The sequence below is a fragment of the Teichococcus vastitatis genome (assembly GCF_003604215.1).
GTDB classification, from domain to species: Bacteria; Pseudomonadota; Alphaproteobacteria; order Acetobacterales; family Acetobacteraceae; genus Pseudoroseomonas; species Pseudoroseomonas vastitatis.
Genome location: NZ_QXGS01000006.1, coordinates 101437 through 114260, shown reverse-complemented (window position 1 = coordinate 114260; position 12824 = coordinate 101437). Strand labels below are relative to the sequence as shown.

General features: G+C 70.4%; 8 protein-coding genes, 1 tRNA gene and 1 pseudogene. 3 read left to right on the top strand and 7 right to left on the bottom strand.

Annotated elements, in window-relative coordinates:
* Positions 1-163: 163 nt before the first annotated feature.
* From D2K64_RS11160 to D2K64_RS11145, 5 genes and pseudogenes are all read right to left on the bottom strand, one after another.
* Positions 164-1648, bottom strand: coding sequence for a site-specific integrase (locus D2K64_RS11160; RefSeq protein ID WP_157985811.1), 1485 nt, complete (start codon positions 1646-1648; stop codon positions 164-166).
* Positions 1649-1660: 12 nt separating this feature from the next.
* A pseudogene (locus tag D2K64_RS26145) lies at positions 1661-1825 on the bottom strand (DUF6538 domain-containing protein); the annotation flags it as partial.
* A 95-nt stretch (positions 1826-1920) separates the two neighbouring features.
* Positions 1921-1995, bottom strand: a tRNA-Gln gene (locus D2K64_RS11155).
* Positions 1986-2882 (bottom strand): 4-(cytidine 5'-diphospho)-2-C-methyl-D-erythritol kinase, encoded by an 897-nt coding sequence (locus D2K64_RS11150; RefSeq protein ID WP_120008425.1) that lies wholly within the window; start codon positions 2880-2882, stop codon positions 1986-1988. The genes D2K64_RS11155 and D2K64_RS11150 overlap by 10 nt, the downstream gene beginning before the upstream one ends.
* Entirely contained in the window at positions 2879-4570 is a 1692-nt protein-coding gene (locus tag D2K64_RS11145; protein WP_120008424.1) for a tetratricopeptide repeat protein, read from the bottom strand. The genes D2K64_RS11150 and D2K64_RS11145 overlap by 4 nt, the downstream gene beginning before the upstream one ends.
* 409 nt (positions 4571-4979) lie before the next feature.
* Between D2K64_RS11145 and D2K64_RS11140 the strand changes: the two genes are divergently transcribed.
* On the top strand, positions 4980-5897 hold the full coding sequence (locus tag D2K64_RS11140) for a dihydrodipicolinate synthase family protein (RefSeq protein WP_120008423.1): 918 nt from the start codon (positions 4980-4982) through the stop codon (positions 5895-5897).
* Between the two features lie 489 nt (positions 5898-6386).
* Here the strand turns inward: D2K64_RS11140 and D2K64_RS11135 are convergent, their stop codons facing one another.
* Both D2K64_RS11135 and D2K64_RS11130 read right to left on the bottom strand, forming a co-directional pair.
* Positions 6387-7763: a replication initiation protein gene (locus D2K64_RS11135; protein ID WP_157985810.1), complete on the bottom strand. Its 1377-nt coding sequence runs from the start codon at positions 7761-7763 to the stop codon at positions 6387-6389.
* A gap of 299 nt (positions 7764-8062) precedes the next feature.
* Positions 8063-9670: an electron transfer flavoprotein-ubiquinone oxidoreductase gene (locus D2K64_RS11130; RefSeq protein WP_120008421.1), complete on the bottom strand. Its 1608-nt coding sequence runs from the start codon at positions 9668-9670 to the stop codon at positions 8063-8065.
* A 130-nt stretch (positions 9671-9800) separates the two neighbouring features.
* Between D2K64_RS11130 and D2K64_RS11125 the strand changes: the two genes are divergently transcribed.
* Positions 9801-10703 carry a uracil-DNA glycosylase gene (locus D2K64_RS11125; protein WP_202910633.1) on the top strand — a complete coding sequence of 301 codons (903 nt, stop codon included), beginning with the start codon at positions 9801-9803 and terminating at the stop codon, positions 10701-10703.
* A gap of 353 nt (positions 10704-11056) precedes the next feature.
* The gene (locus tag D2K64_RS11120; protein WP_238384140.1) at positions 11057-12685 is read left to right on the top strand and encodes a lytic transglycosylase domain-containing protein; all 1629 of its coding nucleotides are present in this window, start codon (positions 11057-11059) and stop codon (positions 12683-12685) included.
* Positions 12686-12824 lie beyond the last annotated feature (139 nt).

The following is a 12824-nucleotide window of genomic DNA, read 5'->3' as shown; positions in this document are numbered from 1 at the left end:
TCCGCAGCCCCGCGCTCACCGATTACGGACGCGCGGGCAATCCTTGATATCTGCGCAGCAGCGCCGCATCATTTGGATTACCAATGTTGAAAGGCGGCGCGGGGAGCCTGGCAGGGCCGAGATCCGCGCCGTCTTTCATTCTGAGGTCAGCCCATGGCCCGGATCAAGAATTCTCTCGCACTTCATCGGTCCTTGTGCTGTCGCGCGGTCCGCATACCGCCGCAGTTGCTGTCAGGATTCCGAGGTCCAAGCCATAGGCCGCGTAATCCAGTCGTCCGATCGCCTCCGCCAAGGCGCTGATGCTGTAATCGGTGTAGTCATTCGTCTGCTGCACCCGGCGCAGTTCCGGTTCAGAGTCATCATGGCCGACGATGGCGGCGACGGTCAGGGCATCCACCCCCGCGCGGGTCCGCAGCGTCGTCACGAAGGTACGCCTCAGGGAATGAAAGTCCCGCAGCGGCTCGTAGAGCCCGCAAGCGCGCCGGTAATCGGTGAAATGGGTGCTGTAGAGGGCGCCCCAGGAGGGCGGTCGGCCGTGCTTCTTCAATTCCGGCCAGATGCGGCCGCGCCCTCCGGGACGGAAAAGGTCCAGAAAACTGAGGCTGCGAAGGAAGAGGTGAACCGGCACGTTCCGAATGCTGTGCGTGGTCTTAACCTTCCGGCCACCCTCGTCATGGATCCGCAAGAACGGGATACCTTCGCGGTCCCAGCCAAGATCCTCATGCTGAAGTTGAGCCAGTTCTTCGAGCCGGGCGCCGGTCCAGAGCGCGGCGATCGGCAGCCACCAATAAGCATCCCGGTGAATCTGCGGCCCCTTCTCGTGTCGCCGCGTCACATCATCGCGGCGGCTGCGGGTGCCTGACCAGATGGGGGACGCCAGAAGCTCGCCAAGCTGCGCCACAGTCCAGGACTTTCTAGGGCGAGCATCGGGAACATGGCGGCTGAGCGGGATGTCTCGAAAGAGATCTTCGATGTCCTCGGCCGAGGCCCATTTATAGTGGCGGTTGGCCGACACAAAAAAGGCCTTCAGGTGCGTGATGTGCTTCTCAATTGTAGTCCGGTTGAGAGTCTTCTCCCCTTCCGACTCCCTAAGAAGCTGGCGAGTCGGCTTGGCGTCGTCCCCCTTCCGCTTCCCGTAGCTCGTCCGTAACCCTTCCAGGACACGCACCCACTTGATGACGTCCTGCCGCTTGTAGTCTGCCAGCGGCTTGTCCCCTGCGGCCCTGGCGAAAAGCGTGACGTACCCAACGACGTGCCGCTGCGCGTCCTCCCGCAGGCGTCGTTCGGCGGTATAGGTGTCCTGCAAGAAGGCTGTAACGGTTGGAGTGGGCACTGCGGTGGAGCGGACGCCTAGGCTCTTGAGAAGCTCCCGGAGTGATCCGAGGGCGGCAGGATCCATGGCCCCAGCGACGGCAGTAGCGCGCGCTGTGGCTCCGGCAGCTACTTCCGCTTCCTCGATCTTGCCAAGAAGGCTAGGCAGGCTCGCCAGCGCACCGGCATGCACCTCCATGCGCTCAGCGGTGGCCACCATTTGCAGCATGCTGCGCCGTCCGCCCCGGGTGCCCTGAGCCTCAGCATCAATCGCGCCGCCAAGGGCGCTGAGCACCTCCTCCAGCAGCCGCTGCATCTCTTCGGCAGTCCCGCTCATCCGCCGCATCTCCGCCCAGGCATCTACCACCCGAACATGTATTCGGGCCGCCTGCTCGCGTGCCACGCGTGGGTCTGCCGTGTCCAGCGCGCGGACGATTTCTCGGCGCCTCAAAATCGGCACCAGGTCGGATGGGACCCGCGATCGCCAAAAGTAGCGTCCACCACGCCGCTGCACATGCTCCAAGCCGCACCCCGCCTGCTACACAGGAGTGCTACACAGAGATGGCTCGCTTCTAGCCTAGCGTACTGAATTTTAAGGAAGAATCAGGCTGGTTGGGGCGCCAGGATTCGAACCTGGGAATGGCGGTACCAAAAACCGCTGCCTTACCGCTTGGCTACGCCCCAGCAGGCTCCGCCGCTGAATAAAGCGAGGATACCCCCGCCGTAAAGCCCCCTCCCCACCGCCACCAGGCCGCCGGCAGCCCCGCGGCCACGGTGGCGGCGGTCGCCGCATCGGGAAACAGGCCGAAGCAGGTGGCCCCCGAGCCGCTCATGCGGGCCAGCAGGCAGTTCGGCGCCGCCCGCAAAGCGGTCAGCACCATACCCACTTCCGGGCACAGCCTCAGGGCCGGCGGCTCTAGGTCATTGCCGCAGGTGCCGAGGTCGCGCGCCATGGTGGCGGCGTCCCCCCACCCAGCGGGCAAGGCGGCCGGGGCGGAGAAGCCCACCATGCCGCGCGCGCGAAACACCGCCGGGGTGGAGAGCGGCCGGCGCGGATTGGCCAGCACCAACCCGGCCGACGGCAGAACCGGCGCCGGCGCCAGCACCTCGCCGATGCCGCTCATGCGGGCCGCGCGGCCGGACAGGCAGACCGGCACGTCCGCGCCCAGTTGTGCCGCCAGCGGCAGCAGCCGCTCCTCCGGCCAGCGGAGGCCCCAGCAGCGGTTCAGCAATCGCAGCGCCGCGGCCGCGTCGGCCGAACCGCCGCCGATGCCCGACGCCACCGGCAGGTGCTTCTCCAGCCGCAGCGCGCCACGCGCCGGCACCCCGGCGGCTCCGGCCAGCAGGCGGGCGGCGCGCAGCACCAGATTGTCGGGCTCCGCCGCCAGGGCCTCCGCTTCCCCGCCGCACAGCGCCAGGCTGAGGTCAGGCGCTGCCGTGTGATGCAGCACGTCGCCCGCGCCGGCGAACACCACCAGGCTGTCCAGCTCGTGATAGCCATCCGGGCGGCGGCCGGTGACGTGCAGGTAGAGGTTGACCTTGGCGGGCGCCCGTTCCGAGGCCGGGCTCATGGCGCGGCGGGGGCGGCCGGGCTGCCGACCTGCCGCTCGCGCAGCTTAGCGGAGATCCGCGGCGCCTCGTCCGGCTCGGGATCCAGCGCCAAGGCCCGGCGCCACTGGAACTCCGCCTCGCGCCGGCGGCCCATCGCCCAATAGGCATCGCCCAGATGGTCGTTGATGACGCTGTTGCGCGATTCCAGTTCCACCGCCTTTTCCAGCCAGCGGATCGCGTCCGGCAGGTCGTTCAGCTTGAACAGCGCCCAGCCCAGGCTGTCGGCGATGTTGCCGTCCTGCGGCCGCAGCTCGGCGGCGCGCTCCAGCATGCGGCGCGCCTCGACGAGGTTGGCGCCGCGCTCCACCCAGCTATAGCCCAGATAGTTCAGCACATAGGGCTGCTCGGGCGAGAGCTGCAGGGCGCGGTTGAAATCGGCCTCGGCGGCCTGCCACTGGCCGCTGCGCTCCAGCGCGATGCCGCGGGCGTAGAACAATGGCCAATATTGCGGCGCCGGCTCGCCGACGCGGCCCAGCGCGTCCGAATAGGCTTGTGCCGCTTCGGGAAACCGTTCCCGCGCCCGCAGCAGGTCGCCCAGCCGGGCGGCGGGCTGGATGGCCTCGGGGCGCTCCCGCGCCAGCGTCCGCAGCGTGGCGATCGCCTCGTCGGGCCGGTCCAGGCGGTCCAGCAGCGCGGCCCGGCGCAGCACCACAATGGGGCCCAGCGGGTCGTCGGCCGGCACCCCCCGCAGCAGCGCCAGCGCGCTGTCCGGGTGTTTCTCGTCGGCCAGCGAATCCGCCGCGATCAACAGGGCCGGGGTGAAGTTCGGCCGCAGCCGCAGCGACAGCCGGGCCAGCAGCAAGGTCAGCTCCGGCGCACCCTGGCCGCGCAGCGCCCCGGCCATGGCCAGCTCCGCCTCCGCCATGCCTTCCACCGCGGAGGCCACCGCGCGGTCGCGCAGCATGCGCTGCCGCGTGCCGGGCGTGTTCAGCAGCGCCATGTCGTCGCCACCCAGCGCGATGGCATCGATCAGCTTGTTGGCGTCCTCCGTCTTGCCGGCCCGGCTCAGGATGCCGGCGATCACCTGCAGCATGCGCAGGTTGCCCTCGGGGCTTTCCGCCAGGGCGAGCCGCGCCAGCCGTTCCGCTTCCTGCGGGCGGCCGCCCAGATCGGCGATCATGGCGGCGTGCAGGGCGGCGAGGCCGCGCAGCCGGCTGCCCTCGATCTGCGGCTTCAGCGTGGCGAGCGCCGCCTCGGTGCGTCCGGCACCGGCCTGGGCCCAGGCCAGCAGCAGCGGCTGCAGCACCTGCGCGGCGCCGGCCCGCGGCAGGGTGCGCAGCCGCGCCTCGGCGCGGTCCCAGCGCCCGGACATCGCCTCGGAGCCGGCCAGCAGCATGTTGGCCAGCTCGCTTTGCGGCAGGCGGCGCGCCAGCCGCACCGCCTCCGCGCGGCCATCCATCACGCTCGCCAGAAAGGCGCGCGTCAGGATCTCGGGCTCGTCGGGGGAGAGCCGCAGCGCTTCCAGCATCTGGTCGGCGGCGGCGGCGGTGTCGGTCTCGGCGGCGGCGAAGCGGCCGGCCAGATAGGCGCCGGAGGCGGTGGCGCGCGGCGCCGGTCCGCTGGTGCCGGGTGCTCCGCCGGCCGCGCAGCCGGCCAGCAGGGCCGCGGCCAGGAGGGCGAGACGACGCGGTTGGGCGAAGGTGACCATGGGGTGGAGCCTAAGCCCATTTCGCCTCTGCGGGAAACGCTTCCGCGCGCCGATTCCGCATCGTTCCGGGAAGCATTCGGAACGGCGGGAAGCCGCGGGCGGAGGCCAGCCACCGATGCCGCCGCCCGGCTCCACCCTTCAGGCCATCCGCCCTCCCCTCGCGACGCCGGCGATCTCCGGGAATCCGCGCTGCCGGGCCGCATCGTCGCGACTTCGGGGCCGGCAACGGCTCCTGCCTGACCAGCGTTTCGCGCGAAGGGGAGCTGAACCGGGAGTTCACCTGCTCCTCCGCGGCGCAGGGGCCGGACCGCCGGCTGCGCATCGCCGACACTGTCCACCGCCGGGTCATCAAACACGTCACCGTTCCCGAGAGCCGGGTTTCCGGCGCCTCGGTCCAGGAGCACGCCGCATGAGCCTCGCCGCCGAACAATCTGCTACGCCGTTCAAGGGCCCAACCGGCGTATTCAGCGCCGCGCTGACGCCGCTCACCTCCGAGCTGCTGCCCGACCATGTCGAATTCGCCGAGCATGCGAGATGGCTGCTGGCGGAAGGTTGCGACGGCATCGCCATGCTCGGCACCACGGGGGAGGCCAATTCCTTCTCGGTCGACGAGCGCAAGCGGCTGCTGGAGGACACCGTGGCCGCCGGCATCCCGCCGGACACGCTGCTGCCCGGCACCGGTGTCGCCGCCTTCAGCGAAACGGTGGCGCTGACGAGGCACGCCCTGTCCTGCGGCGTGTCCACCGTCGTCATGCTGCCGCCCTTCTATTACAAGGGCGTTTCCGATGACGGGGTGTTCGCCGCCTATTCCGAGATCCTGCAGCGCATCGGCGACGCCCGGCTGCGCGTCGTGCTGTACCACATCCCGCAGATGTCGGCGGTGCCGATCTCCCACGCGGTGATCGAACGGCTGATCGTGGCCTTTCCCGAGACGGTGGTCGGCATCAAGGATTCCTCCGGCGACCTCGCCAACATGGAAGCCATGGTGGCGCGGTTCCCGGGCTTCTCCGTGCTGGCCGGTGCCGATCCGGTGCTGCTGCCGCTGCGGCGCAGGGGCGGCGCCGGCTGCATCACCGCCACCGCCAACCTCGTGGCGCGCGACCTCGCCATCGTGTTCCGCCATGCGCTGGACGATGCGATGTCGGCCGAGGTGGATGCGGCGCAGGCGCGCATCGTCGCCGCGCGGGAAACAGCGTCCCGCTTTCCGCAGATCGCGTCGCTGAAGGCGATGACGGCGGCACGCACCGGCAAGCTGGGCTGGATGCGGCTGCGCCCGCCGCTGCTGCCGCTCAGCGAGGAGCAGGCGGCGGCGCTGGACTCGCGCTGAGGCGCTCCGGCGGAAGCAGAAAAGCCTGTTGCCACGCGGTTCTTCCCGCCGGCCGGAACGAAGGCGGATTCTAGGGGCGAACGGGCTCGGAGCCTCCGCGCTTCCCATTCATCCAGTGTGCTGCTGCATTCCGGCGGGATCGGGGAAACCTCGCGCAGCATCCCGTTCCTTGATCATCATCATCCGGGACATCAGCATCGGGGCACATCCCGTTGCGGAACGGTGCAGGATGCGGCGGCGCTCCGACCTGGCGCCGGAGATCCCGACGCTGATCGGGTGCGGTTGCCGAATTCCAGATTCTATTGCTGGCGCGGCGTCCCGGCGCCGAACGGCACGCTGGCCGCCATCTGCAACCAGCCCGACGCGGTGCTGACCGCGTTCCTGCGCGACGCCGGCGCGGTGAAGCGGCTATGCACCCTGTGGGTGAAGCCGGTGGCGCAAACCGCGCCAGGGACGCGCAGCGCCAATGTCCGGCTGGAACAGGCCGCCTCAGGCCATGCGCCAATTGGCGGCCGGAGTTTTGCGAACCCGGCCCGTCACCTCCTCGAAGGTGTCGAACTCGCCGTCCCAGAACTGATCGATCAGATCGCGGTTGGTGGCGACCCAGGCCGAGACCTGATCGAACTCGCGCTGGTTCAGGCCGCCGCTCACCTGCATCATCATCGGCTCCAGCATCAGCACGGTCAGCCGGTCCGTTTCCATGCGCGGGCCGGGCGTCACGCCGATCACCAGCGGCTCCTCTCCCGTGCCGCGTCGCAGCCACACCACCACCGGCAGGCCGGTGAGCGACTGGCGCAGGCTGACGCTGCTGCCCAGCCGGCGCGGACCGGCCGATGCCGCCGGCGCACCGGCCGCCGTTTCGGAGGCCGCCGCAGAAGCCGGCGCCGCCTCCACCGGAGGAGCCGCCGCAGGTGCCGCTGCCGCAGGTGCCGCTGCCGGGGGTGCCTCTGCCGGGGGTGCCTCTGGGGGAGCCACCGCTCGCGCTGCCGCGCGGGGGGTCCTTGCGCGCGGCGCCTCCTCCACCGGAGGCGCCGCCTCGGGCAGGGCCGGCTGGGGCGGGGCGACGTCTGGTGCCGGCGGCGGCGCCTCGGATCCGGCGGCCTCGCCCACCGTCACGCCTTCGTCATCTGCGGCAAGGGAGATCGAGAAATCCAGCGCGAACACCATCCGCAACGCGTCCTCGAAGGCGGCGCGGAAGGCTGGCAGGTCCTGGTTCGGCGCGCCGAAGCGGCGCAGCAGGCTGTTCCAGCCGGTGGTGATGGTGGTGCCGGCCGCCTGACCCTGGCGCAGGCTGCGGATCCAGCCATGCGCGTCGAGCGCCAGCGGTTCAGCCGCAAGCGCGGTGACGACGCGGCGATCCAGCGGCACCGCCTGGCGCAGCAGGCTGGCGAGAAAGCGGGAATTCAGACGAATGCGCGGCCGCCACGCCGCCGCCTTGCCACGGCCGCGCGCATCCAGCACACCGAGCGGCGCCTGTGCGTCCTCCGCCACCGTCAGCCGCGCCTGCAACAGGGCTTCGAGCTGTGTGCGCACCTCGTCGAGCACCGGCGTGGTAGCCGGCACGCCGAGCTGCGTCGCCAGGGCCGTGATATCGGCGCCCAGATCCACCGCGGCATCCTGCGAGCGCACGGCGCTGTCACAGAAATGCATCAACAGCAGGCGGAGACACCAGCCCGACGGCAGCGACTGCCCATCGGCGGCATCCAGGGCCACGCCGGTTCCCTCGGCCTCCCGCTGCCAGGCGCCCTGGGCCGGCAACAAGGGCAGGCCAAGACGACAGAAGGCGGGATGCAGCCACACTATGCCGGGATCGGAATGGGCTTGTTCCTGGTTCAACAGATCGGCGGGCGAAACAGAGATGTTCATGCGAAACAAAGCTCAGACTTCATCGAGGTGAAGATCGGCCCGCCGGATGGCGGCAGACCCGGCCATGGCGTGAGGCACGAGATGCGGCTGCCGCCAGAGTGGCGCCAGAACTCTTAGTTAGTCATGAAAACGCAGATACACAGGCATACGAGGTGGCCCACATGTCAGCGTGCCACATTTTTTCCGCTTTTCTGGCGCCGGAAGCAATGGCGCTGAGGCGGATTTGATGCCGGCACGCCATTTTTGTGCCGGCACCGCTGCTCGGGCCGCCGCTTTTGCGGCCCGCCACCTCGCTTGCGCTACATGCCGCCGATGTAGTTCGGTCCGCCGGCGCCCTCCGGCGTCTGCCAGTCGATGTTCTGCGACGGGTCCTTGATGTCGCAGGTTTTGCAATGAACGCAGTTCTGCGCGTTGATCACCAGGCGCGGCTGACCTTCCTCCACGCCCACGGCCTCGTACACCCCGGCCGGGCAGTAGCGGCTTTCCGGCGCCCGATAGACATCCCAGTTCACCGTCTTCCAGGCGGCGGGGTTCTTCAGCACCAGGTGCGGCGGCTGGTCTTCCTCGTGATTGGTGTTGGACAGAAACACCGAGGACAGCCGGTCGAAGGTCAACTTGCCATCCGGCTTCGGATACGGGATGCGGCGGCTGTTGTTAGCCGACCGGGTGGCGCTGTGGTCGGCGTGGTGCGCCATGGTCCAGGGCGCCTTGCCGCGGAACAGGTAGGTGTCGAGCGCCGCATTCACCATGCCGCCATAGAAGCCCCATTTGGCAAAGCCGGGCCGGATGTTGCGCACCGCGGTCAGCTCCTCCCACACCCAGCTGGCGCGCAGCGCCTCGGGGTAGGCCGAGAGCACGGGCGGCGGCGCGGCCTGCGCCAGGGCGGCGGCGGCAGCCTCGGCGGCCAGCATGCCGGACTTCATGGCGGTGTGGGTGCCCTTGATCTTGGGCACGTTCAGGAACCCCGCCCCGTCGCCGATCAGCACGCCGCCCGGGAAGGCCAGACGGGGGATGGATTGCAGCCCGCCCTCGTTCAGCGCCCGCGCGCCATAGGCGATGCGCTTGCCGCCCTCCAGCATCTTGCGCACTTCCGGATGGGTCTTGAAGCGCTGCATCTCGTCAAATGGCGACAACCAGGTGTTCGGGTAGTCGAGACCCACCACAAAGCCGATCGAGAGCAGGTTCTCGCCCAGCATGTAGACCCAGGCGCCGCCATAGGTGTCGGAGCTCAGCGGCCAGCCCACCGAATGCCACACCTTGCCCGGCGTGTGCCGCTCCTTGGGAATCTCCCACAGCTCCTTGATGCCGAGCGCATAGGTCTGCGGCTGCACCCCCTCCCGCAGGCCGTACAGCGCTTCCAGCTTCTTGGTCAGGGAGCCGCGGCAGCCCTCGCCGAACAGCGTGTAGCGGGCGCGCAGCTCCATGCCGGCCTGGTAGTTCGGCCCCTGCTCGCCTTCCCGGGTGATGCCCATCACCCCGGCGACGATGCCCTTCACCACGCCGTCCTCGATGATCGTCTCGGACGCGGCGAAGCCGGGATAGATCTCGACCCCCAGCGCCTCGGCCCGGGCGCCGAGCCAGCGGCACACATTGCCGAGAGACACCACGTAATTGCCGTGGTTGTTCATCTGCCGCGGCGTCGGCAGCTTGAAGGCCCTGGTCTCGGTCAGGAACATGAAGCTGTCATCGGCGGCCGGCGTGGTCAGCCCGGGCGGATCGTCGCGCCAGTCGGGAATCAGCTCATCCAGCGCGCGCGGCTCGATCACGGCGCCCGACAAAATATGTGCGCCGACCTCGGAGCCCTTCTCCACCACGCACACCGAAGTGTCGGGCGAGAGCTGCTTCAGCCGGATCGCCGCCGCCAGGCCGGCGGGGCCGGCACCGACCACCAGCACATCGAATTCCATGCTCTCGCGTTCACTCACGCCCTGTCCCTCTCCCTTGTTCGTGGCGCATCGCAGCCAACACTCCCTGGCCGGCCTTAGCGTGATCGGCGCTTGCGCGGAACCCTCCGCCCCGTCGATATCTGGGGCCGAGATGAGCCCCGCGCAGCCCCCATCCCCGCACTCCGATCCCGCCTCCGCCGCCCTTCTGGCGGCGCTGCGGCTGCAGCTGGAATGGGGCGCCGACGAGGCGCTGCTGGAGATGCCGGCCGATCGCCTGGCCGCCCGGCCGCAGCCCGCGGCGCCGGCGTCCGGAGCCGCCGCCCCGCCCGCCGACCCCATCCCCACTCTGGCACCGTCCCCGGCCCCGGCCCGAGCCCCGGCCCGTCGTGCCCCGCCCCCGGCGGCCACCCTGATCCCGGCGCTGCGCGACGCCGCCGCCCTGGCCGCGGCCGCCGACAGTCTGGATGCGCTGCGCGAGGCGGTGCGCGGCGTGGACACGCCGCTGCGCGACACCGCCACCAACCTGGTCTTCGCCGATGGCAACCCGCGGGCACCGGTGATGCTGGTGGGCGAGGCCCCCGGCGCGGACGAGGACCGGCTCGGTCGTCCCTTTGTCGGCGTGTCCGGGCAGTTGCTGGATCGCATGCTGGCCAGCATCGGGCTGGACCGCACGCAGGACGACCCGGCACGCGCCGTCTACATCACCAACATCCTGCCCTGGCGGCCACCCGGCAACCGCAACCCCACCGATGCCGAGGTCAACCTGTTCCTGCCGCTGGTGCTGCGCCACATCGCCCTGGTGCGGCCGCGCTTCGTGCTGATGCTGGGCGGCGTCTCGGCCAAGGCGTTGCTGCGGCGGCGGGAGGGCATCACCCGGCTGCGCGGCCGCTGGCACGAGGTCGCCGCCGATCCGGATCAGGGGCTGGAGATGACGCCGGCGCTGCCCAGCTGGCATCCGGCCTATCTGCTGCGCAACCCGGCCGCCAAGCGCGATTCCTGGACCGACCTGCTGCTGCTGCGCCGCAGCCTGGATGGCGAAGCTCTATCAACCTGAAGGTCATGACAACCTCGTGATACAACCTCGTATCGCAACATGTTGAATTAACGATATGCTGTCTTTTCTTCCGTGAATCGTCTCACGCTTTGAACTTGCTCTCTCCGAATGGCGCCGTTAACGCCTGGGTGACCATGAGAGCGATCTGCACCATGGCCCTTCGCACACCCGCCCTGATTCTCGGCCTGGGATGGGCGGCGTCGCTGTGTGTCGGGGCTCAGGTCCCGGCCCTGGCGCAACGGGCCGGAGAGACCGTCATCCCGGACCGAGCCAGCCGCCCCGCGGCCCGATCCGCGTCCCCGGGCGTCGTGAAACAGCGTCCGGCCGAACAGGCCCCTGCGAAACAGGCCTTGGTGGAACAGGCCCTGAGCGTGCCGCGTCCGGGGCTGGGCGACGGCGTTCCCGGCCTGCCGCAACCCCTCGCGCCGTCCGATGCGGCCCGGCTGCGGCAGATCTTCGCCCTGCAGCAGCAGGGCGACTTCGCCGGGGCCGAGGCGGAAACGCGGCGGCTGGAGGACCGGCGGCTGATCGGGCACGTGCTGGCCGATCGCTGGCAGCGCCCGGGCGCGCCGCAACCGGATCTGGATAGCCTGCAGGACTGGCTGCCCCGCCATTCGGATCTGCCCGACGCCGGTGCGGTGCACGCCCTGCTGCGGCGCCGCCTGCCGCAGAACGCGCCGCGGCCGCCCGCCCCCGTGGACGAATCGCTGCCCGCCGAGCTGGAGCTGGCGCCGGAGGACCGCGCCACCGCCCCGGCCAATGCCAGCCGCGATGCCGGCAGCGGCATCGACGCGGCGCTGGCCGCGTTCCAGGCCGGCCGTGACGAGGAGGCCTACCGCCTCGCCGCCGACCTAGCGCGCCGCAACCCGCAACTGGCCCAGCCCGCCTATATCGCCGGCCTCGCCGCCTGGGGCAGCGGTCGCATCGAGCTGGCGCTGGGCCAGTTCGAGGCCGCTGCCCGCGCCACCAGCACCACGCCCGCGCTGCGCGCTGCCGCCGCGTTCTGGACCGCCCGCGCCGCCATCCGCACCCGTCGACCGCAGCTTTATGTGCCGTGGATGCTGCAGGCGGCGCAGGAGCCGCGCAGCTTCTACGGGCTGATCGCCCGCCGCGTGCTGGGCCTCAGCCCCGGCTTCGCCTGGGAGCGGGACACCGCCGGCGCCGCCGAAGGGGCCGCCCTGGCCGAAACCGCCGCCGGCTGGCGCGCGCTCGCCCTGCTGCAGATCGGCCAGCGCGACCGGGCCGAGCGCGAGCTGCGCCGGCTCTGGCCGGTAGCCAAGGGCAATCCTTCGCTGCTGCGCGCCGTGCTGGCGGTGGCCAGCCAGGCCGGGCTGACCGATCTGGCGGCGCAGGTCGCCGGGCTGGTGCAGACCACCGATGGCCGCCCGCGCGACTATGACCGTTTCCCGCTGCCGCCGCTGGAGCCGGCCGGCGGCTTCCGCGTCGACCCGGCGCTGCTGTATGGGCTGGCGCTGCAGGAATCCCGCTTCGATTCCAGGGCCGTCTCCCCCGCCGGTGCGCGCGGGCTGATGCAGATCATGCCGGCCACCGCCGCCTTCATCACCGGCGACAGCAGCCTGAATGGCAGCGGCATGCGCCGGCTGCACGACCCGGCCCTCTCGCTGGAACTGGCGCAGCGCTATCTGCACCACCTGACGGCGCGGGAAGTGGTGGATGGCAATCTGATCCGTCTGCTCGCCGCCTACAACAATGGTCCGGGCAATGTGGGCCGCTGGGCGCCCAATGTGCGGCACCAGGATGATCCATTCCTGTTCATCGAATCGATCCCGGTGGCGGAAACCCGGAACTTCGTGCAGCGCGTGCTGAGCTATTCCTGGATCTATGCCAGCCGGCTCGGCCTCCCTTCCCCCAGCCTGGACGACATGGCGCAGGGCGAGTTCCCGCGCTTCCGGCCGCCGGCCGGGGCGGTGGCGCAGCGGCCTGTTCCGCAGCGCGGCGCCGCGCGCACCGCCGCCCGCTAAACACGGGAAGGCGCCCGGCCTCCTCTCGTCAGGCGCGAAACCACGACACACAATGATCGTGGTTGCATTCATGGTCTCGGAAGTGTGAATTGCGTTCCGGCCCGTTTCCGGCCGGCAGGGCGAGTCGCGCCCTGTAGTC

What these genes read in the sequence shown, in the direction of transcription:
- D2K64_RS11160 (WP_157985811.1), bottom strand. Translation starts at nt 1,648, where the DNA reads ATGAGCGGGACTGCCGAAGAGATGCAGCGGCTGCTGGAGGAGGTGCTC.
- D2K64_RS11150 (WP_120008425.1), bottom strand. Translation starts at nt 2,882, where the DNA reads ATGAGCCCGGCCTCGGAACGGGCGCCCGCCAAGGTCAACCTCTACCTG.
- D2K64_RS11145 (WP_120008424.1), bottom strand. Translation starts at nt 4,570, where the DNA reads ATGGTCACCTTCGCCCAACCGCGTCGTCTCGCCCTCCTGGCCGCGGCC.
- D2K64_RS11140 (WP_120008423.1), top strand. Translation starts at nt 4,980, where the DNA reads ATGAGCCTCGCCGCCGAACAATCTGCTACGCCGTTCAAGGGCCCAACC.
- D2K64_RS11135 (WP_157985810.1), bottom strand. Translation starts at nt 7,763, where the DNA reads ATGAACATCTCTGTTTCGCCCGCCGATCTGTTGAACCAGGAACAAGCC.
- D2K64_RS11130 (WP_120008421.1), bottom strand. Translation starts at nt 9,670, where the DNA reads ATGGAATTCGATGTGCTGGTGGTCGGTGCCGGCCCCGCCGGCCTGGCG.
- D2K64_RS11125 (WP_202910633.1), top strand. Translation starts at nt 9,801, where the DNA reads ATGAGCCCCGCGCAGCCCCCATCCCCGCACTCCGATCCCGCCTCCGCC.